Source organism: Methanoregula sp. (assembly GCF_028712425.1).
Lineage (GTDB): Archaea > Halobacteriota > Methanomicrobia > Methanomicrobiales > Methanospirillaceae > Methanoregula.
In genome coordinates this window covers 35,224-61,389 of record NZ_JAQTQD010000010.1, presented here as the reverse complement: position 1 = coordinate 61,389, position 26,166 = coordinate 35,224, and the positions used below count along the sequence as shown (strand labels likewise).

Here is a 26,166-nt window from a genome sequence, read left to right as displayed (position 1 = left end):
TCAGAGTGCAACGATCAGGATCGCCACAAGGCCGCAGAGTGCAGATGCAACTGCGGATGCAACGACTGACCGGGGCCAGCGCTTGAACTTCGGGTCGTGGGGTCCTTCGATGGTTCCCGTAATGTTGTACGCGGTAAGCACTGCGTTCACGAGGAACATGCCCACGGCGAACATACCTGCTGCGGAAATGGCAATCGGGAGTACCTGTGCTGCGGTGATCTGCATGACGCCGGGGAGCGCTGCCTTGTAGACTTCGAGAAGTTCAAGGTAGATGAGCGTACCGCCTGCACCTGCGAAGAGACCGCCGATGACACCGCCGACGAACGAGACGAACGGAAGGCCGTGTCCTTCGGTACCCTGGGACTTGAATTCTGCCTGGCTGTCACCAGTAATGGGGTCGTTTGCGACCTTACCAGATGCTGCCGGGATACCCATGCCGAAGACGTAGACGAAGTTCACCATCATACAGGTGATGGCCATCATCAGGCCGCCGCCAATACCGCCGGTGATGACGACAACGAGGGCGTCCTGCCCTGCTGCTGCTGCCCATGCACCGCCGAAGAGACCGGCGAGACCGCCACCGGCTGCAAGCATCGCGACACCGGTCGCAATACCGGGAGCCTGTCCCATTGCAGCGGGTGCACCGCCGACCGGGACGAAGTGGACACCGAAACCGATCATGACACCGCCGACTACGATAAGAAGCAGCGGCATGAGTCCGGTCGGGTAGAAGTAATAGCAGATCCCCATGAGGATGAGGAACATCACGACGCCGACTGCCATTGCAGTCCAGTTGATTGCGCCGCCCGCTGCGGGCTTTGCTGCAACTGCGCTCATGAGGATGCCTCCTTTGCTTCGGTGTAGGGTCCGTAGTTCTTCCGTGCCCAGACCTCGATGTAGCGGTCTATGACCGTGAAGACGAGGATGATGAGGACACCGACGACGATTGCACCCCACCCGGCGGCAATCTGTTCAAAGAGAATGGTACGCCAGAGTTCGAGGAAGACAATCAGGCCGAAACAGATACCGGACGCGGAACCACCGATCTTTGCGGTGAACCAGCCGTTGTCGAGAGAGTTTCTCTCGCCTGCTTCTGCATAGCGGACGATGTTACCGGATGCCGAGATCGGGACTCCTGCACCGAACTTCTGGTTCTGGTACTGGCGTTCCTTTCCATAGTACGGGTTACCGGTTGCAGATCCTGCTGCACCGAGTGCAATCCCCCAGATAAGACCGAGCAGCGGCAGCGGGAACGGGTGTCCCAGTGCCGTGTTGATCAGGTAGCAGATCGTCACGGTTGCAAAGATCGCAATAAATGCGTGTGCCATGGTAACCGTCGTCATGGACTTGAGGATGTCCACGTAGACCGGCTGCCCGAACTTGGACAGGCTCGCGGTCCTGCCAACGTAAGCGGTGGTTGCATAGACGCCCTGTACAAAGACTGCGAGTACAGAACCAAGAACAATAGCAAGAACCGCGTTAAACTGCATGGCCATGAATGCCCATGCGAATCCGGCGCCAAGACAGCACCAGAGACCGTATGCCGGGGGTTCACCTGCAACCGCCTTGTTGAAGATGCGGTGCAGGAAACCCATCTGCGGTGCGAGCTGAACCTGTGAGTTCGGGTCACCCTGGGACCCGATGTTGGATTCAGTATCTTCTGCAGCACCGGCTACAGTGGCAAGAGCTCCTGTCAATGCAGTAATTCCAATGCCAAATACAATATGTTCCATTTAGCCTCCTCCCTGCGTGCGAATGCACGAGAGTATTCAAAATGCAATGCCACGCACAACGAGTACATAGTAAATACTCTTTGTGGTCAGTCTTACGTTGGAAGGATCTTGATTAAAAGGTTTCGAATTTATTCCGCCGTAGAAGGATATATTAAGCCCGAATTAAAAATTGGACGCTTTTACGGATTTTTTAATCATGAAAATTTGTGTTAAGGAAAGTCTGGTTGCGTTCAAAGCAAGAGGGTTTGTGTTGACCGGGGAGAATCCGGCGACGATTGCCGATCGGTCAGGAAATGGCTGTCCGCCCCGTCTTATGGTCAGCGGTGCGATAGTTCCCACAAATACAGCGATGCCACCGAGCCATACGGCGAATACCGCTTCCGGTACCGTTCGAACGCTGGACGGTCGATGGTACTCTTTCCGTACAGGTGTATCATCCCCCTGCGGATCGCGAGATCGCCCCAGCTCAGGACGTCCGGGCGCTCCATCGAGAAGATGAGGAGCATCTCGGCAGTCCAGATCCCTACACCGTTCAGGGCCGAGAGGCGGGCAATAACATCGTCATCGGAAAGCTCATGGAGCCCGGCAAGGTCGAGGCTGCCATTAGTCACAGCCACCCCGATTCCCTTGATGTAGCCGGCCTTTCTCATCGACATGCCGCACTGCTGGATCTCTTCGGGAGTGGCGCCGGCAATGGATGAAGGTGTGATCGTTTTAAGTCTCTCTTCCATCCGTTGCCAGACAGTCTCCGCTGCCTTTGCCGAGATCTGCTGGCTTGCCACGCTTGCAACCAGCGCGGTGAAGAGATCGGGTCTCACCTCCCGTTCGATCATCCCGATCTCATCGATGGCAGCCCCAAGGTGCCTGTCGCGATTTTTCAGGTGATCGATCTCGGTCCTGCCATACCGGAATTTCTTCATGACAGCCACCCTTGAAAAACCGTGGAGCCGTTGGCGGTTACTTCGCCACAATCGACCGCATCAGCGCCATCACGCCGGGTCGTTTTTTGTGTGCTGCCGGCATCCCAAAATCCATTCCCGCAGGGGATTCCGCATACATCTCCTCGTTCAGCCGGTCATTGAGCTCATCGAAGATCCGCTTGTAGGCTGTGCAGTGCGGGTCCACACCCTCAAGCGATCCTCCCGACGGGGCGATGGCATTGTACGGGCATCCTCCCCGGCAGTACCGGATATGCGAACAGTCTTTGCAGGCGGAGTCCACGTAGGCCGAAAACGCCGTCATCCGCTTCCCTGGCTCCGATTGCATCAGCTGCTCCATCGTTGGCCTGTCCCGGACATTGGCCATCACCCACTCCGGCATGCCCACGAAGCGGTAGCAGGGGTAGATGCTCCCGTCCGGGCCAATGGCAAAGGTGCTGCCCATGCAGTCAACGTAGGTACAGACCGATCCCCGTCGGGTGAAGACGCAGCGGCAGAGGTCGTTGATATTCATCACCTCGACCTTCCCGAGGTTGTCGAGCGCCTTGTCGAGGAGGAAGACCAGCAGTGCTCCATACTCCTCCGGTTCCAGCGCCCATTCCTTCGGGTTCTCGGAACGGAGCGACGGCAGTGCCGGGTGGAGTTTTAAGACAAAGCCCTTCTCCTTGAAGAACGTGAAGATCGCTTCTTTGTGCTTCACTGATTTGTTGGTGAACGTGCAGATGAACCGCACCTGCAATCCAGCTGCCTTTGCGATCTCGTACCCCTTCATGCATTTCTCGTAATAGCCCTCGCCCCTCTGGGAATCCGTGATCTCCTCCGGGCCGTCGATGCTTGAGCCAAGGGGGACATGGTATTCCGCAAGGACAGAGGCAATCTCCGGTGTCATCCGCCAGAGGTTGGTCTGCATGGCAAAATCGGGGGTAAGTTCGCTGAGTTCACCGGCCAGCATCGGCAGCGCCTGCCGGTAAAACTCTGCCCCGGCAAGGAGCGGCTCCCCCCCGTGGAAGGTGAAGGTCACCCGGTCCTTCCGGAATCCCTTAAGCCATTCCACGATATCCCGGACCGTGTCAATGGTCATGACCGGTGATCCCTCCTCCGAGCTCCAGCAGTATTTGCACTTACCCGGGCAACCCAGCGTCGGGATGATCATGATGTGGAACGGATTCTTCATTATCCCAAACGTTCCCTCCGGCAGGGTAAAAGAGTTATTATCCCGTCTTACACTTTTTTGAGGAATTAAAAAATCCTTATCATCTTGCGGCATGATTGTTGATCTATGGCGACAAAAGAAGTGTTCCACGGCGTCCCGGGCATCCTGCGCCCGTTCAAGGAGTTTATTGAGTCAAAGGGCCTGAAAAAGGGCGACCAGATTGTCTACTATGGCGTTCCGGGCACCTGCACTCCCTTTGTCGAGCTGCTCGGGTTTGCCCTCCGCTCGCTCGAACTGGAGCAGGTCTTTGTCCCGTATGTGGACGAGACGAAGGCGAAAAAGCTTGTCCATGTCGATAATGTCGGGATGCAGGCAAATGCACCGGCACCGGCCCTGAAGCCAAAAGCGCTTGTCATCATGGGCGGGCTTTCGATGCCCAATGTTCCGGTCAAGGCTGAGCAGGTGAAGGCTGTGATCGGGAAGCATGCCGGATCAGCGGTGATTGGTGTCTGTTTCATGCACATGTTTGAGAAAGCCGGCTGGCTCAATACCGTCTCGTTCGACTGTTTGATCGATGCGAATATCGACCCGGTTGAAGTGACAAAATAAGGTTCTTCCCATCCTTTTTTCTCTCCACCATTGTACCTGCCGGCAGGGCCGTGAGGGGGGTCGGGCTGGGGTAATTCATCCTTTTTGTGATCGTGATTGTAAAAAAATCCCGGTCTGTTCACTATTTTTCTGATTATTGCACAGTTTACGTTCCCGGGAGAATCTCGTCAATCCTCCTGAAATTTTGTAAAAAGAGTTATAATTGGCCCCTGACTGGTGACCAGACCAGCCTGCCCGGGCCAGTGTTTCCCCAGGAATTTACTGCAAAAAAGATCGCCCCTGTTCCGCGAACGAAAATTCTTCCCCTGCCCGACCCCCCTTTTTCAAGTGGTAAAAAAGACCTTGATTTCCAGTTGAAATTTCGTCGGAAAATGCGGCAATTTTCGTCCATGGGAAGCCAAGGGGGGTCGGGCAGGGTAAACGTGCTTTTGAAACCGGCCGGGAACTTTTTTGTGATCATGATCGTGATTCAAAAGAAGGCTTTGAGGTTCTTCTCATGCTTCTGGTTAAGGAGCTGTTGATTGTGAAAATGAAATCAGGATCTGGGATTACGTTTGTGATCGCACCTGCAATCGGGATATTAATTCGAAGAAACCTGCGGTTTCTTCTCGTCCTCCAGGTCTGATGACCTGTCGGAAAAAGAAAAAAAAATTTGGTAGGTGGGGATCCGTGCTTACTTCGCGGGGATGATGAGCGAGCGCTCGCCGGCAGGCATGAACTCGCGGATTGCACCCTTTGCGAACTCGCGGCGTACCTCGGAGAAGTCGAACTTGAGCGAGGGGTCGGAGAACGTGATCTTGATCAGCGGGGACAGTGCCCAGGCATCGCCGCGGGCAATGTGGGAGGCACCGGCAATACCGGCGTATCCGCCCTGGTGACCGACGTTCATTGCGTAGTTCGGGTAGTTCGGTCCACGGAGTTCTCCAAGGAGACCTTCGTCGGGCCTGACGGAGAGGGTGTTTGCGGAACCGCACTGGTCCTGCAGGTCGTAGCCGAAGAAGCCGAGACGTGACCAGGCTTCCTTGTGCATCAGCATGGACATGTACCAGCCGTTGAGACCGGCGTTGGAGTTTGCCGTTGCGAGTGCCGTTGAGACACCGGATGCTGCTGCGAGGACGGTTGCACGCTGTGAGCCGCCGAAGTGGCTCTCGAGGGTGGTCGGGAACTGTTCGTACTGTTCCATACCGTAGAGGGTAACCTCGGAGGCGATGTCGTTGACAGTCTCCTGAGTTGCCTTGACCTTGCCGAGGGCGCCGTGCTTCTTCTTGACGTAGTCGACACCGTAGCTGGTGAAGTCGTCAAGGATGTTGTCGGTGTATGCAGCGGTTGCATACTGGGTGAATCCGACACCGCCGGACATGTAGCTGCCGAGCCAGATCTGGTCGAAGAGCATGCAGCCACCAGCGACGATTTCAAGGGATGACCTGACGGGGTCGTTGGGGTACTTGCGGTCGGCCTGGATCATGTCGGCGAAGTGTCCGAACTTGATGCCACCGGGCTCGTTCGGGCCACGTGCACGCCGTGCGGGCAGGATGTCTGCCATCTGGATGACACCGGCGTGCTTAGCGGCGAATGCGAGGTCAGCGACTGCTGCCTCACCAGCGCACATCTTGTAGGCGCCGATGAAGGACATACCGATCTGCATTGCAGACCACCGGGAGGTGGTTCCGCCGTCGCAGGTCCTGGAGACGATGGTCGGGATGTGGACAGCCTGCCACATGGACTTGCCGACAGCTGCCTTGAGCTGGGCTGCCTGCTTTGCCGGGAAGAGCTTGTCGACGTTTAAGACGAACTGGGGCTCGAGGTCGTCTGCCATCTCGTCGTCGCCCGTGAAGACCTTGACGTAGCAGTCGTCAACGAGGCCCGGGTGGGTCTCGACCATGTGTTCCTGCACGACTGCTGCACCGGGCATTGCGTGGTTCAGCACGTGGAGGTACTCGTTGATAGTCTCAGGGGTGACTTCCTTGCCGAGACGCTTCTGTAAGGTGCCGTGGGCAAGGTCGAGGCCGACGATGATGGTCCTGCGGATGTCGTCCCACATCTGCTGCATGGCAGCGTTGTTGACGAAGTGGCAGTCATCACCCTCGACGAAGACGCCGGTGGTGCTGATCTCGTAAGTCATCAGCTGGCGCTGACCGAGCGGGATACCACCGCAGTGGCAGCGGGCCGGGTCGTACATGGAGATGCCGCGTTCCATCTCGACAGCCTTGCTGGCCTTGAGGAACTCCATCTTCCTGGGGGACTGCTTGAGGCCTTCGCGCTTGAAGACGGTTGCCTGTGCCTGGGGGTCCTCTGCGAACTTCTCCTTCATTGCCTTCAGGAAGAGCTTCTGCGTCCTCTCAATCTTTGCTGATTTTGCCATAATTATGCCTCCTTGGGCATGAAGCCGTACTTGGTCCTGAGCGAGTGGATGCGCTGGATGTACTCAACGTACTCGGGGTCGTCCCGGAAGCCAACGCCGGATACTGAGTGGAACATGGTGGTGTTTGCCTTGAGCCACTTTGCGTCCATTGCCTTGCCGAGCTTGACTTCGGCGTCGAGCGGGACACCGACCTGGTCCTTGACAATCTTGACAACGCCGGACTTCTTGTCGATGACAGCACGCTGGAGCATGTCGAACATCATGCCGTTCTCGTCGAGACGGAGGGAGTGTCCGTGGACAGTGCAGCCGCGGATGCCGGTAAGTGCGGTATCAAAGAGCTCGGTTCCGACAAGTTCCTTGGCGTACTTCTCGAGGTCGCGTTCGCGGCACTCGACGATCTGACGGCCGGACAGGGTACCCGGGTCAATGCCGCGGAAGCGGTATGCCTCGAGGTAGCTCCGCTGGTAGGGCTGGCAGGGTGCGTTGTACATCGAGTCGGAGAACTGGATGTAGCGGACGCGGTCGCCGGCCTTTGCACCGTCGGTGGGGGTTACGATCTTGCGGATCGGGCAGGCGGGCTCCTGCTGCTCGGAGAGCGGCGGGTGGGCGCTCGGGTATGCAGAGCCGGGTGCACGGTGTCCCATGACGAGGACGAGGTCCTTGTCGGAAACATCACGAAGCTTTGCGAGCTTGCGGCTGGGGTCCATCTGCTTGCGCCTGTTAGCGGCGGGTACAGACTGGCCGGGCCCATACTGGGGTTTGTATGCCATTGTTATATCACTCCAATGAATCTTTCTTTTTCACGATTCTCATTACGGATGAAATGACTTCTGCCATCTTTTCGCGCGTGGGGGTCTGGCCCCGGGTTACGCCGCTCACGATGGACATCACCGTACCTTTGGTCCGGATCTTGTCTTCAGGCGGCATCACGACCGGTGTCTTCACACCCGCCTTTGCGAAATCCTCAAAATCAACAGGGCACTGGGAAACGACAATTGCCTTCACATCACAGGCCTGAAGAATATACCTGACCTTCTCGACGACATGGGAACGTACGTTCCCGTGGTGAAGGATGGCGACTTTGTGTTTCTCAATCTGTGCGATCTCTTTATCGGTGAGTCCCATTGCAGCGCCAAGGACGCCACCGGCAAGTTTCGGTGCGTCCGCAGGTACGCCGCTTCCGGCGTTCAGCACCAGCGTACTGATGCTGTATTCAACGCCCTGCTGTCGCAGGCCTGAGGTGATATCGCAGACCGGCTTGGTCACGTGGCGGCGTCCGGGGGACATCCCGACCACGATGACATCCGGGTACCGGCATTCGGAGATGGTGCCCCTTTGGGCGAGCCCGCCTCCTTTACCCATGCCCATCGCCTCGCGGCAGTCAACAACCTGGGTTACTCGTCCGATTGGCATCTTATTTGGTTCCCTGGATGATTATGGGTTTTGACCTGCTGTTTGGATCAGCAAGGCCGATAATTTCCTTGTCCGCATCCGGTCCGTACTTGCAGAAATCCACAAGCGACGGTTCGGTCTTCATGAACCTGCCTTCCTTTATATGGAAAGAAAAATCCCTGAACACCGGTTCGATTGCGGCTTTCAGCGCAGGGATGATATCCCGGTTCTCGAGCTCTAAGAGGACCGTGCCTACGTGAACCTGCAGTTCCATCTCCTGGTCACCGACGCGGATGGTTTTCCGCATGGGATGGGGATTTGCGATGCCCTTGGAAGGGCCGTAGGGAACTGTTGCCGGGAGGCGTGGTCCGTTCAGGACCATGCGCCGCACTCCGGGCACTGATATGATCTGGTTCAGCAGGCGTTCGGTTGTCTCGGGGTTCATGAACCGTTCGGAGTCAACCCTGCACTGGGGGAACGTGGCTTCCGTCATTTGTATCGAATGGGGTTATACACCCTTTGCAACTGCCTGCATCGGCTTCTTGAACGCGTCAATCTGGCCGAAGGTGTCCTGGTAGACCTTGGATGTGGCCTCGGGGCCGAACATCTGGGTACCTGCATCCAGTGCGCATGCGGCTGCGATACAGGGCATACCGACACCGGCTGCGTGGCGGGTCACGACGTGGTTACCGTTGAAGGTACCGGGGCCGCCGCCACCATAGATCGAGTGGCTGAAGAACGAGAACCCGACTGCGACACCCATTGCACGACCGTAGTCGGAGCCTGGGAGGCCGGTCTCGTGCTCGAGCAGGTCGTTGAAGTAGAGCAGGGTTGCGGAGACTGCCTGGGCGAACCGTCCTGCACCACAGTTGACCATGGTTGCAGCGAGGGTGCCTGCGGATGCGTAGGCGTTCCAGAGCATGGGGTCCTTGGTCTCGTAGAAGATGTAGCCGCTCTTGCCCTTCTTGCCTGCCTTGATGACCTTGTCCTCAATGGCACGCTCGACAAGGCTCTGGACGACAGTACCGATGGTTCCGGTCTTGCCGTTCTTCTTGACGAGTTCGTAGACGATGTTGTTTGCGTTGAGTCCCTGGTACCCGTAGAGCAGGAGCTGGGCACGCTCGAACGGGCCGATTGCGGCGCCCATCTCGAATTCGCCGGCCTGTTCAAAGGTCGACATGAGGGCTGCTGCCTGCATTGCGTTCCGGTGGGTCATCATGACCGCGTGGTTTGCCGGGATGTTGCGCAGTGCATAGCCGAGGCCTTCGTTGTTCTGCGGGATGGACATGATGGTGACGATATTGCCGCCGTCCATGCTCATGGTCTGCGGGTAGGTACCCCAGACTGCACCCTTGACGTACGCGCCGTCGAACATACCTACCTTGTACTGTTCAATCAGTGCATAGGTGGTGGCTGCTGCGACACAGGTCGATGCTGCATCGTAGGTTGCTGCCGCGTTCAGCCGGGCAGACGGGACCTCGACGAGGAGCATCTTGCCGCCGCCGACCTTGGTGATCTTGGTGTTGTCACCGGCTTCGACCTGGACCATGTCCTTGATCTTGGCTGCGAGTGCATCGCAGTCCTTGACACAGCTGCAGCTCATGCTGCGGCCGAGAATCTGGTTGGCCTTGCCGCCCATCTTACCGGTCTTGAGTGCGTCCTCGATACCGCCAAGGTTGACTGCAACGGTCCTCTTGGTAAGGTCGATGATACCAGTGGTTCCCTTGTTTTTCAGGGGACTGATCTTGTCGAGTGCGACGTTGCTCTTTAAGAGCTTACCCTCATCGTCGTAGAGGTCGATTGTGTCTTTGTATTTTGCCATTTGAATTCCTCCAAATTTCATTTAACCGCGATACAATACTGTCGCTGAACGAGAGCGTGTCCTCTTCAGGAACACGAGTCATGAATGAAAGTCGCTATTGCACGTCCCCTAAAGATGGGACAACCAATAATTCCCAATTTCGCCATATAAGTATTCCTATTTTATCCCGGAAAATAATTTTATAATCCGCGGCGAATCAAAATAAAAAACAGGGCAACGTTAAAATACTGGATATTCCATGGGTTTTATTATTGTACTCGGTATTAACAAAAATAAAATTCGTACAACTCGTTGTTATATTGTATATAAAAACTGCGGATTCCGGTATGCGCTCTCTATAAAAAAGGTGCTTTTGGGGCAGGGTTCGTGTACCCGTGAATCTCCCCGAAAGCTGGATTTGCAGTGCTTTCTGGTGCGATTTTGAGCTGGAATGCGGGAAAAAAGGGAGATATCATCTCCCCGGTTTTACCGTTACTTGATCTCCATCTCTTTGCGGATTTCTGTGATGGGGCTGGGGCCAAGCTCGTTGATGGTCTTGACCACATCGGTGATCACAGCGCCCCACTTTGCACCTTCGGATGCCGAGACAAAGGTCATCCGGAAGCGGCGGTCGTCAATGCCGATGCTCTTCATCAGGCGCTTGACCATGAACATCCTCTTGGCTGCCTTGAAGTTGCCCTCAAGGTAGTGGCAGTCACCGAAGTGGCATCCCGATACGAGGACACCGTCGGCGCCGTCAGCGAAGGCCTTCAGCACGAAGAGTGCGTCGATACGGCCCGTGCACATGACACGGACGATCCGGACATCGGGGGGGTACTGGATACGGCCACCGCCGGCAAGGTCAGCACCGGCATAGGAACACCAGTTGCAGACGATACCCTGGATCTTGGGCTGCCAGATGCCGGGGCCACGCTTGGGGATGGGGAAGTTTCCGGGTGCAGACATTACTGCTCACCTCCGAGCAGGAAGGCATCGATCTGTGCCACGATCTGGGGTGTCGCGAAGTGGTTCATCCAGATGGCACCACCGGGGCAGAAGCCACCGCAGGTACCGCAGCCCTTACACTTGGCCTCGGTGACCTGCATGACGGTCCGGCCGTCCTTCTCGACAAGCGAGAGCGCGGAGTACGGGCAGAGGTTGACACACATACCGCAGCCTGCGCACTTGTCTTCAATGCACATGGCGAAGTACGGTTCGAGTTCGACTGCTCCCATGTGGATCGGGATCGATGCTGCGGATGCCGCACCTTCTGCGGATGCTACCGTGTCCGGAATATCCTTCGGGCCCTGGCAGACACCGGCAAGGAAGACACCGGCTGTTGTGGTACCGCACGGATTCAGCTTCGGGTGGGCTTCGAGGAGCCAGCCGTCCATTGAACAGGAGACACCGAAGAGCTTCCGGGTCCGGTTGGTATCCGCCTTGGGTTCGATTGCCGCTGCGAGCACGACCAGGTCGACTTCCATATCGATGGGGCGGTTGAGGAGCGTGTCGTCGGTGTAGACATGGAGGTTCTTGGTCTTGGGGTCCTCAAGGATGTTTGCCACACGGCCGCGGATGAACTTCGCGCCCTCGTCCTGGATACGGTAGTAGAACTCTTCGTACATCTTACCGAAGGAACGGATATCCATGTAGAAGAGGTAGGGGATGCATCCCGGGATCTTCTCGATGATCTGGTGGGCGTGCTTCAGCGAGTACATGCAGCAGAACCGGCTGCAGTAGGGCTTGCCAATCCCGGTATTGTCACGGGATCCGGCACAGAGCACGAACGCGACCCGCTTGGGAGTCTCGCCATCGCTCGGGCGGACCAGGTGGCCACCGGTTGGACCGGATGCGCAGATGAGACGCTCGAACTCAAGGCTCGAAATAACGTTCTCGTACTTCTTGTATCCCCATTCCTTCTTGTTCTCAATGGGGAAGATATCGTACCCTGTTGCGAGGATGACGGTACCGACCTTGACCTTGATGAACTCGTCCTTCATCTCAAGATCGATTGCACGCTTCTCGGGACCGCAGGCGGTTACACAGAGGCCGCACTTGACACAGGAGTTGAAGTCGATGGTGTAGATGAGGGGAACGACCTGCGGGTGGTTGATGTAAATCGCTTTCCTCGGCTTCATGCCGACTTCGAACTCATTTGGCTTGACGACCGGGCAGACGTTCTCACAGTCTCCGCAGCCGTTGCAGCCGCCGCCAACGATACCCTTGGCTTCGGCTTCCTTGGGGGTCATGACACCGCGGGCTTTCTTGCGGATCGTGACATCGAAGTTTCCGATGTACCCTTCGACTTCGTGGACCTCGGACCATGTCATGAGATCGATGTTCTCGGCCCTGCCGACATCCACCATCTTCGGTGTAAGGATACATTGCGAACAGTCGAGTGTCGGGAAGGTCTTGTCGAGCTGGGACATGCGTCCGCCGATGCTCATGTCGGATTCAATGAGGTAGGTCTTGATGCCTGCGGCATTGAGGTCAAGGGCTGCCTGCATACCGGCAACACCGGCGCCGACGACCATGGCGGCCTTCTCAACGGGCACGGACTTCGGGTGGAGGTCCTGGAGGAGTGCGGCTTTTGCCACGGCGATCTTGATGGCATCGATTGCCTTGTCCGTGGACCCCTCGCGGTCGTGCATGTGCACCCACGAGTTCTGGTCGCGGATGTTTGCCATCTCGAACCGGAAGGGGTTTAATCCTGCATCCTTGGTTGCTGTACGGAAGGTCGGCTCGTGGAGACGCGGGGTGCATGCTGCAACAACAACAGCGGTCAGTTTGTGTTCCTTGACAGCCTTGTTGATGACGGTCTGCCCGGGCATCGAGCACATGTACTTGTAGTTGTCTACATAGGCCACGTGCGGGACTTTCTTTGAGGCTTCCTGCACTGCTTCGATGTCCATTGACCCGGCGATGTTGGTACCGCAGTGACAGATGAATACACCGACGCGTGCATCGCCCGGGTTCATGGTGGGCATGACTGTTGCTGCCTGTGCCGGGGCATCTGCCGGAGCTGCCTTGGGCTTTGCGGCAGGTGCTGCCGCTTTCTTGGTTTCCTGTTTCACGGGAGCTACCTTCTTTGAGTCCTCTTTCTTGGACGGGGCTTTCTTGGTGGTTGCTTTCTTTTCTGCCATTTTTACCACCTCACAGCACCTTCTGCAGGAACGGTTCGCAGCTGATACCATGGAGGTCCAGCCCGAGGTCCTGCGGGCTCATTCCCTGCGCGAGACCGAGAAGTTCGCAGTAGTGAAGTACCGGCAGGTTGTAGGAAACGCCGAACTTCTCCTGGATCTCGATCTGGCCGCGGTCGAACTGGAGCTGGCAGAACGGACAGATGTCGGTCAGCGCATCGACACCGACTTCCTTGAGGTTGATCAGCTTCTCGTTCGTGATGTCCAGCGAGTGAACAATGTCGTACCCGCGGACACCGCCGCCGGCACCGCAGCACTGCATCTTGTTGCGGTACTCGACCGGGGTTGCCCCGAGAGCTGCAACGAGTTCTTCCATCCAGACCGGGTGCTCGGTGTTCAGCATGACCTCGTCTTCAAACTCCCTCTCCTTGTGGGGCTTGGTCAGGTGGCAGCCGTAGTGGACGGCAATGCGGGCACCTGTCAGGGGGTTTGTTATGCTGTCGCGGACTTTTTCAGGACCGACATATTTCGGGTTGTACAGGAGCTCTGCGATGTGGTACACATTGATTGAGCCCTTGTATTCCATGTCGATCTCCTTTAAGACTTCGTTGACACCGTCGCGGAGGTCCTTGTTGTGCTTGAGCTTGTGGTTGACCTCCCAGATGGACTTGTAGCAGCCGTTGCAGAGAAGGGCGATATCCATCTTCATCTGCTCGGCAAGCACGAGGTTGCGGGCTGCCATTGCATACCAGACATTCAGGTCGATAGAACCGAATGCACCGGGTGCCGGGCAGCAGCTTGCGCCCTTGAGGGGAAGGAGCTCGATACCGAGTTTCTTACAGGTCTTGATTGCCGCGGATTCACAGCCGGGATAACGGTTGGGGGCAATGCATCCGAGGTAGAATGCGAACTTGTGGTTTGCGCCTGATTCAGCCATGACTTAGCCCTCCCTCTCTTTGACAATGCGGTCGGCATTCGCCTTGAGCTTGTAATGATTGAGGATCGTCTGGATGCCCTTGATGTATTCTGGGTACATATGGGTCGTCGGCGGGTCGCGTGTCAGTCCGAGTTTCTCGCGGGCTGCACGGTTGACATCGTTGTTGGGCACACCGTGGCCCGAGGAGTAGATCGCCTGGACGGTCTTTAAGAAATTGACCGGGACAATGTCGCGCTTGAACGCGAGGTTCCTCATGGACATGATGACATCCGTTGGGGCGATATCACGCGGGCACCGGTCCGTGCAGCTGTAGCAGGTGGTGCAGAGCCAGAGATCAGGATCGGTCAGTGCCTCGTTCTCGAGCCCGAGAACCGCTCTCCGCATGAAATTGCGGATACGGTACGAGCTGCGGGGTGCAGAGGGGCAGGAGCCGGTGCAGGTACCGCACTGGTAGCACATGTGGGCGATGGTGCGTGAGATCGATTTTACATTCTTTAAGAAATCTGGATTCGAGTCTTCACGGACATATCTCTGGTCGCGGAGTTTCTTCTCCAGCGCTTCCGGGTAACCTTTTGTTCGTGCCATGATCTTCACGCCTTCCCCATTACTTTCAGGTTAACCTGTCCGGGCACATCCTCTTTCACCTTCGAGGTCCTCGTGGTGCAGAGTTTTGCCTTGATCTTCTTGAAAAGGTCGGTCTCCGTGCCCTTCATGCGGATACCGGTCCTCTTGAGGACGATGATATCCTCACCGGGGCAGGCATTCACGCAGGCGCCGCACAGGATACAGAAGTCCTTGTTGACGGCGATGGTGGGCTCGATCTCGTGCTTCATGTCGGCCGCGGGCTTCGGGGTCGGCAGGTAGATCGCGTTTGCCGGGCAGATCTCTGCACAGGTTGAGCAGCCGCCGGGGCACTTCTCTGCATGGAACTCGATGTCACCCTCGAAGATCTTCTCAACGGTGATTGCCTCGGTCGGGCAGTTTATCGCACACCACCGGCAGGTGCAGCAGTTGTCCTGGATAATGTCGACCTTTCCATCGATCTTGTCGGAAATGATCTCGCGTTCGACCGTGATGCATTCCTCGGGACAGACTTCAACACACACCTTGCAGGCGTCGCACTTGGTCTCGTCCCAGATCACGTCGCCTTCCACCTTGCCGGACTCAGCCGTAAATTCCTTGTGCTTCACGACAATTGCCGGGCACAGGGCACCGCACAGGCCGCAGAGCGAACACTTCTCCTTGTCAACGGTGAAGGTCGTCTTCTTCTTCATTGCGGCAGACTTGGGCTTTGCGCCGGCAACCGGGCCCTTGTAGGTCCCTTCGTAGGCGGGGACATTCCGGTCGATTGCATCCCGCGGGCATACCTCCTCGCAGGTGGTGCACTTGACACACTTCTCGTCGTTGATCTCCGCCTTCATGTCGTACTGCGGGAATCCTTCCTTCTCGATGATCGGAAGTCTCTCCTTTCCATCCACCTTCAGTGTCAATGCATTGAACGGGCACATGATGACGCAGACACCACAGTAGGAACACTTGGTCTCGTCAACATCGATCGGGGCAGCGTAGTTGATAGCACCACGCCTCGACGCACCGACAAGCCCGAGGACGATAGCCTCCTCGGGACAGGCGTCGACACAGATGCCGCAGCCCGTGCAGGTCTCAGCATTGAGAATAAGGTTGTTGGTGTTCTGAAGGAGCCGCTGCTCCATCACAACGTTTACCCCATCCTTCTTTTTCGAAAACTTGGGAAACAATGCCATGTATTCACCCTCACGCTGTTTCTTATTGCACACATGCCCCGGGTATTCCATACCCGTGGCCTGCAATTCTGATAACACCGTATGGGCACGCCTGGACGCAGACGCCGGATCCGGCGTGTGAGCTTCCCTCTGAAATCAGGAAGAACGGAAATCCGTTCCCGATCCGGCAGACATCATCTGTTGGCACAGAATCCGCTGCACGAAGCTCACCTGCGAAACCAGGACAAGCAACCACACAAATTTTACAGCTAGTACAATGTTTTTTTGTTATGTGCACTGCAAATGCCATTTTTGATCTTCACGCACCAGCTATAGATCGATTCTAAAAATCGACTAACAAAAAGTGGTAGAAGATGATAGATAAATGTTCTGAAATTTATTGGCGATGTACCGCCGTTTTATAGACGATTGTATTATGTTAGTTTAAATACCCGGTTCGCATGTTAATAGGAAACAAGCCATAGTTAATGAATTTTGATGTACCTCTTGGGATTATCTCTTGTTATTTTACTGCGCTTTCGTTTGTTATGTCCTGCCCGTAAATGTAATTAGAAACTTTATTCAGTGACCATCATGGTACCTTTGTGGTACCGGAGGTTATCTCATGGAAATCAACGGCGTTACTATTGACAATACCTATGCAGAGGCATTCCCTACCTGGGTCTGCCGGATCATCATCACTGCAGTGAACAAGGAATGGGCAAAGAAGGCAGCAACCGAGGCTACCGGGTTTGCAACATCTGCGATAGGCTGCCCGTGTGAGGCAGGTATCGAATCTGAGCTGGATGGCTCACAGACCCCTGACGGGCGCCCCGGCGTGGCAATCCTGATCTGTGCCAGCAAGAAGAAACTGAAAGAACAGGTCGTCGAGCGCCTTGCGGAATGCGTCCTGACGGCACCCACAACTGCTGTCTTCAACGGTATCACCAGTGCCGAGGAAAAGATCCCGGTCAAGCTCCACTTCTTCGGCGACGGGCACGAGTACCAGAAGGAAGTCGGCGGCAGGAAGTGCTGGGTCATCCCGATCATGGAAGGCGAATATGTTGGTGAGGAAGAGTTCGGCATCGTCAAGGGCGTTGCCGGCGGGAACTTCTTTGTCATGGGCGAGAACCAGATGGCAGCCCTCATGGGTGCCCAGGCAGCAGTCGAGGCAATCGACGGCGTTGCCGGGACCATCACGAGCTTCCCCGGCGGTGTTGTTGCGAGCGGCTCCAAGGTCGGCAGCCTGAAGTACAAGTTCATGCCCGCATCCACGAACGAGAAGTACTGCCCCACCCTTCGCGAGAAGGTGCCCGACTCCAAGATCCCGGCCGGTGTCAAGGCAGTGTACGAGATCGTTATCGATGGTGTGGACGAGAAGTCGGTTGCAGCAGCAATGGCAGCCGGTATCAAGGCAGCAGTAACCGTGCCGGGTGTCAAGTTCATCTCGGCCGGTAACTTTGGCGGCACGCTCGGACCCTTCAAGATCGAGCTCCACAAAGTCCTCTGATTTCATCCTTTTTTTCTGTTCTGCCGAATTACCATTCCCGCTGTGTGAATGCCGCTATACTTAGATAGTGCAGAATTCCGGTTCCTGCCCTATAGTTACTACGCATATTGTGTGGGAAACTGTACGGGAAAGATCGATCTAAATAAATAGGGTTATTGCCGATTATTTTGTTAACGAAAATTTCGGCGATAACATGATCACCCTTACTCCCGACGAAGTCACGAAGCGGTTCGGACCGCTCTTCTCGCAGAAATTCCTGGTTATGGTTGATGAACAGAACGGCAGGGCCGAGATCCTTGAGCAGTGCCGGGCACGCGGACCCATTGAATGGGATGCCATGAACCGGAAGAGAGCGGGTGGTGCTGTTGAAGGATGTTCTGTTGAGGGGACCAGCATGGTGATCGCGGCAAAACTGGGCAGGCACCCGGTGAATTTTGGTGCCGCGGCAGGCGAGATTGGCGGGCAGGCCCTCGAAGCAGTCGAGGTATCGGGTGACGAGGTGATCACGTCGTGGGCCGGCATTGCCGGTGCCGGTGTCGGTGTTGCTGCCTGCCTCCCCCAGGCACCCGGTGTTATCCGGGCGGAATATCCAGGCGAGGAGGACCTGAAGATTGGCGGGGCACGCACCAACCATGTCCGGATCGTCTCCCCGCGGTACGAGAAGATCTGTATCGGCATTGATGACACCGATACCAAAACGGAAGGTGCAACCTGGGTGATGGCGCTGAAATGCGCCGGTGCCTGCACGATCCCCGGGGTGGAATTCTTAAACATGCGCCTTATCCAGCTCAATCCGGCGGTCCCCACCAAGACCACGAATTGCGTTGGATCCGCCCTGAACTTCGCCGTCAGGCCGGACAAGGCGCAGGCACTCCTCGATTTTGTCAGGGCATACGTGGAGCAGAATACGTTCTCAAAGGATACCGGCATAGCGTACCACCGGGGTATCGGGTTCATCCGCGACTCACCGGCATTTGCCGAGGTGAAGCAGGAGATCATGACGGTTGGAAGGGCAGAAGAAGCAGCACGGGAGATGGGCATAACCTTCATCGATACCAATGGCCGGAAAGGCAGGATCGGCGCACTTGGTGCAGTGCTCTGGGGCAACCGGGGCATCGAGGCAGCGGGACTCTATGGCGAACATCTCTGAACCGTATGTAATTCACTACCCGAGGATCGTTGCGGTGGCGGATGTCGCCGGGACTACAGTAGAACTCATCGAGTTCTTTGACTGTATTGGCGGCGCAATGTGGTCAAAGCTCCATTACGCACAGAGCCCGCTGGTAGAGGATGTACGGTGCGTGGGAGCCACGATGCGCTACCTTCTGAAGACCGGGACGGTTGACCTTGCGCTGGAGGGATCACGGTTCCCGGCCGGGATCTCTTCCTGTCAGGTCGACGGAGATGAGATCGCCGTTACCTATATCGGGATGGGCGGCGGGGGTGTTGGTGCTGCGGCATGCCGCTCTGATGCAGCCGGGGTCCTCCGGAGCCGGTGCGATCCTGCTGGCGGGGGGAAGATCGCCGGTGCAACGGTATGGCTCCCAAGAATGCAGCGGGTATTGATTGGTGTCGATGACACGGACACTCCTGAAGAAGGCGCAACATGGACCCTTGTCCACAATATCGCCCGTGCTGTTGAGGATGAACGGTCGATCTACCTGTCCCATACAATAGTCCAGCTCTACCCAGTACCGTACCGGACCAAGAACTGCGTCGGTCTGGTCGCCGAGTTCGCGACAAGCGATCCCGAAGGACTGGTCAGCCGCTTCCACAAACTGCTCGAAACGTACACCCTGTCGAAGAAAACCGGGATGGCTGTATATTCCGGTTTCGCGCTCTCGGAGGAACTGGTGGCATACGGGCACCGTGTCAAGCGGGGAGAGATTGATGCAGGCGAGCTGGATTCCCTCAGGGATCCGGACCTGAGGATCATCATGAACGGGAGGGGAATTGTCGGTGCAGTGGCAGCCATCCCCTTTTTCACACGGTACGATGAGGCGCTGGAACTATGCAGTGGAAAGACCTGAAGGCACAACTGCTTGAGACTGGATCTGTATGCCTGACCGGTGAACCGGCAGAACGGTTCATCGCTCGTTCTGCGGCAGGTCCCGGGGTCGGTGGCAGCGGTGCACTATTCTTTGCCATGGGAAGCCACCGGGTGAAGCTTGCCCTCGATCCGCTCAGCAACGTGGAAGTTGTTCACCGGGGGAACGGTGTGGCTGACCTGTATCTTGACGGGCACCTCATCAGCGGCCGCCTCCTCGAGCCCGGCTTCCACTGCCCGGACCAGGCCTTCATCGCCGTAACGGGCAGTTGTATTTTCCGGTGCCGGTACTGTAATGTGCCGAATACCCCTGGGAAGAGAAAGAGTATTGACGAGATCATGGCAATGGTGGAATCCGTGCGGCACCGTATCCATGCGATCTCGATCACGAGCGGTGTGCTGGAGAGTATCGAGGAGGAGGAGGCATATGTGCTGGAAGTGGTCAGGCACCTTGTTTCCTTTGGCCTTCCGATCGGCGTCTCCATATACCCTACGGAGAATACTCCCGACCGGCTCCATGAGATCGGCGTTGCTGAAGTAAAATTCAACCTCGAAGCTGCGACGCCGGAACTGTTTTTAAAGATGTGTCCCGGGCTGGATTACAACCGGATCTGGCAGGCTCTCGACCGTTCGGTAGAACTCTTCGGGAAGAATCGTGTCTTTTCGAATGTCATCATAGGCCTTGGCGAGACGGATGCTGAACTGGCGGCCTGTATCCGGAGATTGACAAGCCACGGCGTGATTCCGGTCCTTCGCCCGCTCAACCCGGTTGCTGAGCTTTCCAATGTGCCCCGTCCGTCTGCTGATCGGCTGAAGAAAATCTTCGCAGTTCACGGGCAGGCTCTTGAAGCGGCAGGACTTGATGCCCGCCTTGCGGAGACAATGTGCACGAGCTGCACCGGGTGCGACCTTGTTCCCGGGAGGGATGGATGAAAGGCATTGATGTCATAGCCGAGGCATTGCTGGCCTGTACTGACCGGCAGTATACCGTGCCGGGTTTTCCGGTAACGGATCTTGGCACACGCGTGAACGCGGAGATGGTGGTAAACGAGAAGACCGCCCTGGAATATGCCCTCGGCGATTCGCTGGAAGGGCGGAGAGCCGCAGTCATCGTCAAGAATGTCGGTGTGAATGCCTGTGCAGATCCCCTCCTGCAGGCCACTGCCCAGGGCCTGATCGGCGGGGTGGTGCTGGTTGCAGGCGATGATCCGGATGCAGAGGGATCGCAGACCTCGCAGGACTCCCGGTATTACGGGGAACTTGCGGAACTGCCGGTTTTCGAACCCGGTACTGACAGCTGCTACGCAAGTGTAGTATCTGCCTTGGAGGCCTCGGAACAGTTCTCACGGGTTGCGATGCTCCGCCTCACCCCGTCCCTGCTGGATTCGGAAGCGGAGTATGTCCCCGTTAAACCGAAAGATGGGAAGGGGAGGCTCTCGGAACGGACCTGGACCATGAACGGCCGGGTTACCGCAGCCGAGGAGATCTACCGCACCATGTTTGCGTGGTCTTCCACCTCGTCCCTGAACCAGTGGAACGGGGAGCCGGCGGGTGCCGGCCCGTGTCCCGGGAAGACCCGGATTGTCACCGTGAATCCCCCTCCGGAGCAGGTGGCGGGGATCCAGGACATACGGGAGCGTGGAAGGACGTTCATCCGCGACCATCGCGGGATCCTTCCCCCGGTGCCGCAGGACCGGCCACAGTCCTGGGAAGACCGGGGCTTCTATCGTACGTTTTGCAGGAATTGTCCGTTCCTTCCGATGATGGATATCCTGAAAGAGCGGAGGATGGCGCTGATCTGCGATGCCGGGTGTTCGGTGCTCGGGATGACCCCGCCCTACGAACTGGGGGCAGCCAGTTATGGCATGGGTTCCAGTATCGCTGTTGCGGCGCGGAGCACGAAAGTCGCCCTGATCGGGGACTATGCCCTGCTGCATTCCGGCCTGAATGCGCTCATCGACGTTTACGAGAAAGGTCTCCCGATGCTCTGTATCGTGATGAACAACACCTGCACCGCAATGACCGGTAAGCAGCCGTCATACGACCCGCTCCCGTACCTGCGATGGGCGGACCCGGTCGCCTGCCGGGCTGATGATGTACCGGCACTTGAACGCGAGCTCGTGGTTACGGACAGGCCGCGGACGCTCGTCGTGAACGGGACTTGTCCGGAATGGAGCAGCCATGACACCATTGAATATTGAGATCTGTGATGTGACGTTACGGGACGGCGAACAGACCCCGGGAGTTTCATTCTCCTGCAAGGAGAAAGTCGAAATTGCCACCCTGCTGGACGAGATCGGCATCGAGATGATCGAGGCCGGTTTTCCGGCAGTATCGGAAAACGAGAAGCACTGCGTGAAGACGATTGCGAATCTCGGGCTTGACGCCCGGATCAGCGGCTTCTGCCGGGCGAAAAAATCCGATATCCAGGACGCGATTGACTGCGGGATCGATATGGTGAGCATTTTTATCCCCACGTCTGAGCTTCACGTCCGGCTCAAGTTCAAAAAACCCCGCGAGCAGGTACTGGAAGAATCCCTGGAGATGATCGACTATGCCCGTGACCATGGGATGCAGGTGCGGTTTGCCGCAGAGGATGCGTCCCGCACGGATCTCCCTTTCTTGAAACAGGTCTACCGGCGTGCAGCAGAACGCGGGGCCGTCCTCCTCAGCTATGCCGATACCGTGGGCTGTCTCATCCCCTCCGAGATGCACGCGGTAATGGCAGAACTCGTCTCATCGGTGGACCGCCCGCTCTGCGCCCACTGCCACAACGACATGGGCTGTGCCGTTGCAAACACGCTTACCGCCGCAGAAGCCGGTGCGTTCCAGCTCCATACCACGGTGAACGGGATTGGCGAGCGTTCAGGGAATACCTCGCTTGAGGAGCTCCTCATCCTCCTGCGGACAAAGAAGGGGATTGACCGGTACGATCTCTCGAAACTGACGGAACTCTCTCACCTTGTTGAGCACTATTCCGGTATTTCCCTGCCCCGGAACAAGCCTGTTACCGGGGAACTGGCGTTCTCCCACGAGAGTGGCATCCACATTGCGGCAATCCTCGATGATCCATCTTCCTATGAGTTCTTCCCTCCCGAACTCGTGGGGGGAACACGCCACTTCATCCTCGGGAAACACACCGGGAAAAAGGCCCTTGAGCACGTTGTCGCGTCCCTTGGCTGCGAGCTGACGGAAAACCAGATCTGCGCCGTCCTCGACCTCGTTAAGGATCATTCCGAGCGGAAATGCAACATCACCCCGGAAGTGTTGCGAAAACTGATACGAAAAGTACAGGAGTACCCGGCATGAGCACGTTGTCTGAACGTATCCTGAATGCCCCGGCCGGCGTATATGTGGATCGGAACGTAGACCGGGCATTTGCCTGTGACGGTACCGGCATGCTGGCACTGGAGGCATGGAAGAACATGGGTGCACGACATCTTGCTGGTGATACCGAGTTTTCCATCTTCTTCGATCATATCGCCCCTGCCAACAATTCCGCTGCCGCAACCCTCCAGCACGAGCTCCGTGAATTTGCAAAAAGTTCATTCATGAACTTCTCCGATGTGGGCGGAGGTATCTGCCACCAGCTGATGGGCGAGGGAAATGCTCTCCCCGGCGAGATCATCATCGGCGCCGACTCGCACAGCGTTACGCTCGGGGCTTTCGGGGCATTCGCCACCGGTGTCGGTGCAACGGACATGGCGGCGATCTGGCTGACCGGTGAGACCTGGCTCCGGGTTCCGGAAACGATTGCGCTCCGGCTCGAAGGGCGGTTTGCCGGGGCTGCGGAGGCTAAGGATCTCGCCCTTGCCTATGTGGGCGAGCTCGGGACTGACGGGGCAACCTACCAGGCACTGGAATTCATTGGAGATGCGGTCAAAGACCTGTCCATTGACGAGCGTATGGTCCTCTCCAACCTGTCCGTTGAAGCCGGGGCAAAAGCCGGGCTCTTCTATGCCGATGACGTAACCGTCCGCTATCTCCGGGAACGGGGGCATACAGTAAAGCCACAGATCCCCGAATCATGCACCTATTCCCGCGAGCTGGAGTTCGACCTCTCCGACATAATTCCGCTCGTTGCCGTACCGCACCGCGTCGACACGGTAAAACCCGTTGACGAACTTGCCGGGCTTCCCCTTGACCAGGTATTCATCGGCACGTGCACCAACGGGAGGTACTCCGATCTTGCACGCCTTGCCCGTATCGTGAAAGGAAAGAAAGTAGCGGTGCGGACGATTGTCGTCCCCGCTTCGGCCTCCGTTCTTCTCCAGGCAACACGGACCGGTGTCCTTGCCGACATTGTCGAGGCGGGATGCACGGTTGGTACACCCGGCTGCGGTCCCTGCCTTGGCGCCCATATGGGCGTTCTCGGCGAAGACGAGGTCTGTCTCTCCACGGCTAACCGCAACTTTAAGAACCGCATGGGTATCGGGGGAGAGATCTATCTCTCGTCGGTTGCCACGGCGGCTTCCAGCGCACTGGCAGGAGAGATCACTGCCCCGGAGGTGGCGTGATGAAGGGAGCGGGTCGTGCAATCTGCCTGCCTGCCGACATCGATACCGATGTTGTGATCGCCGGGAGGTACCTGCGGACAAAGGACAAGAGCATCTGGGCATCCCATGTCTTCGAGGATCTTGACCCTTCCCTCGCCCGCCGGCTCAAGGGAGCTGTCATTGTAGCCGGAAAGAATTTCGGGTGCGGGTCCTCGAGAGAACAGGCAGCCATCGCGATCCGGGAGGCCGGGGCAGTTGCGGTGATTGCGCCCACATTTGCCCGGATATTTTTCAGGAATGCCATCAACGTCGGCCTGCCACTCATCGAAGCCGATATCGCGTGCGATGAGGGCAGCCAGATAACATTCAACCTCGCACAGGGCATTGTCGAGGTCTCGGGAAAACGGCATACGGTTAAGACCCTCTCGCCGAGGATGCAGGATATCTTGAAAGCCGGTGGCCTCGTGGAGTACTGGAGAAAACGAAAATGATCTTCCCGGAACACTGCAAGTACGTAGGCCACGCCTCGGCAAAACCGTGCGGTGATAGGGTCTATTTTCTGAGCCGGTACCTTCTCCACGAAACCGGAAGCGGCTTCGAGCTGTTGGAGGTAACTCCTGATCCGGAGGAAACGGGACTGATGCGCAGGATCGTCTCGTCCCGGGTCCTTGCGCCAGCGAAGGAAGTTTTCTGCTACCCTGAAAAAGTGCAGTTGCATGACCGCACCAACCTGATCCGGCTTGCCCGCGATTCCGGCCACCGGTGTACGGTCTTTACCGGTCTTGACGAGCACATCACATTCGTCCTCGATCCCGATCTGTCGGGACTCCTCACGGTCCATGTCTATGATGTGAGCCCGCCGCGACCAAACCTCTCGATGTGCCTGCGGGAACTGGAGGCCGCCGGCCTGTTTGGCGATCTCTCGTTACAGTTCTGCCACCATGTGCGGGATATCCGGGAGATCCGGGCGGATGTCCACCCCTGCCGTGCTGCCGGGTTTGATCATACCCTTGATGCGGATCCCATGCACGGGGGGGAACGCCTTGCAGGATGCCTTACCGGTTCCCAGTTCTATACGGAATGTTACGGGAACAATTTCACGCTGGAGAATATCTGTCCTCTCGGGCAGGTGCAGGAGGAGCCATTCATCGCCCGCTGCTGCCGGTCAGAGCGTGAGGGGCCCGGCACCTGGAACGGGAAATCCGGGCATGTCGTCCACTGGGGTGCAAACCCTTCAACCGTTGCCCGGGCGGTCAATGACCTTGTTTTACGGTGGAGGGCGCAATGAAAAAGATTGCCGTAGTGGAAGGTGACGGGATCGGGCACGAGGTCATTCCGGTTGCCCGTAAGGTCCTTGAAGCCCTTCACCCCGAGTTTGAGTATTTCATGGTAGAGGTGGGGTACGGGAAGTGGGAGCAGACCGGCTGTCCCTGTGCCGATCAGGAGATAGCTGATCTCAAGACTGCCGATGCGGTCCTGTTTGGCGCAGTCACCACTCCGCCAATGAAAGACTACCAGAGTGTCGTCCTGCGTATCAGGAAGGCACTTGACCTGTACGCAAACCTGCGCCCGGTCAGGGGCAATGGTTTCGATATCATGATCGTCAGGGAAAACACGGAGGGCCTGTACTCGGGGATCGAAGAGTTCTCTTCCGACCGTGCAACAACGCTCCGGGTCGTGACCCGGGCCGGCAGCGAACGGATTGTCCGGTCGGCAATCCGGCTCGTAAAGGAACGAAAAGGGCACCTGACAATCGGTCACAAGGCAAATGTCCTCAAATCGGATGTCCTCTTCCGGGATGTGTGCCGCAGCGAGGCAAAAGAGGCGGGCATTGAATTCAATGACCGGTTCATCGATGCCCTTGCGCTTGACCTCCTCCAGCACCCGGCCGCGTATGATGTGGTTGTGACAACCAACATCTTTGGCGATATCCTCTCGGATGTTGCCTCATACCTTGTCGGCGGTCTTGGGCTCGCGCCGAGTGCGAATATCGGCGACCGGTATGCCCTCTTTGAACCGGTTCACGGGAGTGCACCGGATATTGCGGGAAGGAACATTGCAAACCCGATTGCTGCGCTAAGGAGCGCCGCGATGCTCCTCTCTTACCTCGGGGACCACGAGGGGGCGTCCCGTGTTGAGGTGTCCCTTGACCGTGTGCTTACCCTCGGAATCCGTACCCGTGACCTCGGGGGTTGTGCCGGCACACGGGAGTTCGGGGATGCCGTCCTCCGTGAGATCTGCCGCGAATAACCAGTGTTCCGGTGTTTCTCCGGATCGGCGTGTTCCGGGGGAATCCGGAAGCTGTT

The 26,166-nt window shown here is 57.1% G+C and carries 25 protein-coding genes; 11 read left to right on the top strand and 14 right to left on the bottom strand.

Translation table 11 applies throughout. The features are described 5' to 3' along the window. The 4 genes from mtrD to PHF39_RS07140 form a co-directional block, all read right to left on the bottom strand. The gene (mtrD, locus tag PHF39_RS07155; RefSeq protein ID WP_300222245.1) at positions 1–837 is read right to left on the bottom strand and encodes a tetrahydromethanopterin S-methyltransferase subunit D; all 837 of its coding nucleotides are present in this window, start codon (positions 835–837) and stop codon (positions 1–3) included. Continuing rightward, positions 834–1,733 (bottom strand): tetrahydromethanopterin S-methyltransferase subunit E, encoded by a 900-nt coding sequence (gene mtrE, locus PHF39_RS07150; protein ID WP_300222242.1) that lies wholly within the window; start codon positions 1,731–1,733, stop codon positions 834–836. Before mtrE ends, mtrD begins: the two co-directional genes overlap by 4 nt. Before the next feature lie 317 nt (positions 1,734–2,050). Continuing rightward, the gene (locus tag PHF39_RS07145; RefSeq protein ID WP_300222239.1) at positions 2,051–2,653 is read right to left on the bottom strand and encodes a DNA-3-methyladenine glycosylase; all 603 of its coding nucleotides are present in this window, start codon (positions 2,651–2,653) and stop codon (positions 2,051–2,053) included. Between the two features lie 37 nt (positions 2,654–2,690). Then, on the bottom strand, positions 2,691–3,845 hold the full coding sequence (locus PHF39_RS07140) for a TIGR04083 family peptide-modifying radical SAM enzyme (protein ID WP_300222236.1): 1,155 nt from the start codon (positions 3,843–3,845) through the stop codon (positions 2,691–2,693). A 105-nt stretch (positions 3,846–3,950) separates the two neighbouring features. On the opposite strand from PHF39_RS07140, the gene PHF39_RS07135 reads away from it, so the two are divergent. Beyond that, complete coding sequence (locus PHF39_RS07135; protein WP_300222233.1) at positions 3,951–4,433, top strand: DUF2124 domain-containing protein; 483 nt, start codon at positions 3,951–3,953, stop codon at positions 4,431–4,433. A 673-nt stretch (positions 4,434–5,106) separates the two neighbouring features. Here the strand turns inward: PHF39_RS07135 and mcrA are convergent. From mcrA to PHF39_RS07085, 10 genes are all read right to left on the bottom strand, one after another. Further along, on the bottom strand, positions 5,107–6,795 hold the full coding sequence (gene mcrA / locus PHF39_RS07130) for a coenzyme-B sulfoethylthiotransferase subunit alpha (protein WP_300222230.1): 1,689 nt from the start codon (positions 6,793–6,795) through the stop codon (positions 5,107–5,109). A gap of 2 nt (positions 6,796–6,797) precedes the next feature. After that, positions 6,798–7,565 (bottom strand): coenzyme-B sulfoethylthiotransferase subunit gamma, encoded by a 768-nt coding sequence (gene mcrG, locus PHF39_RS07125; protein ID WP_300222227.1) that lies wholly within the window; start codon positions 7,563–7,565, stop codon positions 6,798–6,800. Positions 7,566–7,572: 7 nt separating this feature from the next. Next, positions 7,573–8,208, bottom strand: a complete 636-nt coding sequence (gene mcrC / locus PHF39_RS07120; protein ID WP_300222224.1) for a methyl-coenzyme M reductase I operon protein C — start codon at positions 8,206–8,208, stop codon at positions 7,573–7,575. Between the two features lies 1 nt (position 8,209). After that, positions 8,210–8,680, bottom strand: a complete 471-nt coding sequence (gene mcrD / locus PHF39_RS07115; protein ID WP_300222221.1) for a methyl-coenzyme M reductase operon protein D — start codon at positions 8,678–8,680, stop codon at positions 8,210–8,212. Between the two features lie 15 nt (positions 8,681–8,695). Beyond that, positions 8,696–10,009 (bottom strand): coenzyme-B sulfoethylthiotransferase subunit beta, encoded by a 1,314-nt coding sequence (mcrB, locus tag PHF39_RS07110; RefSeq protein ID WP_300222216.1) that lies wholly within the window; start codon positions 10,007–10,009, stop codon positions 8,696–8,698. Positions 10,010–10,480: 471 nt separating this feature from the next. Further along, positions 10,481–10,954, bottom strand: coding sequence for a hydrogenase iron-sulfur subunit (locus PHF39_RS07105; protein ID WP_300222213.1), 474 nt, complete (start codon positions 10,952–10,954; stop codon positions 10,481–10,483). Then, positions 10,954–13,131, bottom strand: a complete 2,178-nt coding sequence (locus PHF39_RS07100; RefSeq protein ID WP_300222210.1) for a CoB--CoM heterodisulfide reductase iron-sulfur subunit A family protein — start codon at positions 13,129–13,131, stop codon at positions 10,954–10,956. Before PHF39_RS07100 ends, PHF39_RS07105 begins: the two co-directional genes overlap by 1 nt. A 10-nt stretch (positions 13,132–13,141) precedes the next feature. Next, positions 13,142–14,065 carry a CoB--CoM heterodisulfide reductase subunit B gene (gene hdrB, locus PHF39_RS07095; RefSeq protein WP_300222208.1) on the bottom strand — a complete coding sequence of 308 codons (924 nt, stop codon included), beginning with the start codon at positions 14,063–14,065 and terminating at the stop codon, positions 13,142–13,144. Between the two features lie 3 nt (positions 14,066–14,068). Continuing rightward, on the bottom strand, positions 14,069–14,650 hold the full coding sequence (gene hdrC / locus PHF39_RS07090) for a CoB--CoM heterodisulfide reductase subunit C (RefSeq protein WP_300222205.1): 582 nt from the start codon (positions 14,648–14,650) through the stop codon (positions 14,069–14,071). A gap of 5 nt (positions 14,651–14,655) precedes the next feature. Next, a complete protein-coding gene (locus tag PHF39_RS07085) occupies positions 14,656–15,828 on the bottom strand; it encodes a 4Fe-4S binding protein (RefSeq protein WP_300222202.1) in 1,173 nt (390 codons plus the stop codon). 604 nt (positions 15,829–16,432) lie between these two features. On the opposite strand from PHF39_RS07085, the gene fhcD reads away from it, so the two are divergent. From fhcD to PHF39_RS07035, 10 genes are all read left to right on the top strand, one after another. Beyond that, entirely contained in the window at positions 16,433–17,317 is an 885-nt protein-coding gene (fhcD, locus tag PHF39_RS07080; RefSeq protein WP_300222199.1) for a formylmethanofuran--tetrahydromethanopterin N-formyltransferase, read from the top strand. A gap of 193 nt (positions 17,318–17,510) precedes the next feature. Further along, positions 17,511–18,467 carry a tRNA(Ile2) 2-agmatinylcytidine synthetase gene (locus PHF39_RS07075; protein WP_300222196.1) on the top strand — a complete coding sequence of 319 codons (957 nt, stop codon included), beginning with the start codon at positions 17,511–17,513 and terminating at the stop codon, positions 18,465–18,467. Next, positions 18,451–19,347, top strand: coding sequence for a methanogenesis marker protein 11 (mmp11, locus tag PHF39_RS07070; protein WP_300222193.1), 897 nt, complete (start codon positions 18,451–18,453; stop codon positions 19,345–19,347). Before PHF39_RS07075 ends, mmp11 begins: the two co-directional genes overlap by 17 nt. Beyond that, positions 19,329–20,297, top strand: coding sequence for a radical SAM protein (locus PHF39_RS07065; RefSeq protein ID WP_300222190.1), 969 nt, complete (start codon positions 19,329–19,331; stop codon positions 20,295–20,297). The genes mmp11 and PHF39_RS07065 overlap by 19 nt, the downstream gene beginning before the upstream one ends. Further along, positions 20,294–21,565, top strand: coding sequence for a thiamine pyrophosphate-dependent enzyme (locus PHF39_RS07060; protein WP_300222187.1), 1,272 nt, complete (start codon positions 20,294–20,296; stop codon positions 21,563–21,565). Before PHF39_RS07065 ends, PHF39_RS07060 begins: the two co-directional genes overlap by 4 nt. Continuing rightward, positions 21,546–22,673, top strand: a complete 1,128-nt coding sequence (locus tag PHF39_RS07055; protein ID WP_300222184.1) for a homocitrate synthase family protein — start codon at positions 21,546–21,548, stop codon at positions 22,671–22,673. The genes PHF39_RS07060 and PHF39_RS07055 overlap by 20 nt, the downstream gene beginning before the upstream one ends. Beyond that, the gene (locus tag PHF39_RS07050) at positions 22,670–23,881 is read left to right on the top strand and encodes an aconitase/3-isopropylmalate dehydratase large subunit family protein (RefSeq protein ID WP_300222181.1); all 1,212 of its coding nucleotides are present in this window, start codon (positions 22,670–22,672) and stop codon (positions 23,879–23,881) included. Before PHF39_RS07055 ends, PHF39_RS07050 begins: the two co-directional genes overlap by 4 nt. Then, on the top strand, positions 23,881–24,351 hold the full coding sequence (locus tag PHF39_RS07045; RefSeq protein ID WP_300222178.1) for a 3-isopropylmalate dehydratase: 471 nt from the start codon (positions 23,881–23,883) through the stop codon (positions 24,349–24,351). The genes PHF39_RS07050 and PHF39_RS07045 overlap by 1 nt, the downstream gene beginning before the upstream one ends. After that, positions 24,348–25,148: a hypothetical protein gene (locus PHF39_RS07040; RefSeq protein WP_300222175.1), complete on the top strand. Its 801-nt coding sequence runs from the start codon at positions 24,348–24,350 to the stop codon at positions 25,146–25,148. The genes PHF39_RS07045 and PHF39_RS07040 overlap by 4 nt, the downstream gene beginning before the upstream one ends. Further along, positions 25,145–26,110 carry an isocitrate/isopropylmalate dehydrogenase family protein gene (locus PHF39_RS07035; RefSeq protein WP_300222171.1) on the top strand — a complete coding sequence of 322 codons (966 nt, stop codon included), beginning with the start codon at positions 25,145–25,147 and terminating at the stop codon, positions 26,108–26,110. The genes PHF39_RS07040 and PHF39_RS07035 overlap by 4 nt, the downstream gene beginning before the upstream one ends. Positions 26,111–26,166: the final 56 nt, after the last annotated feature.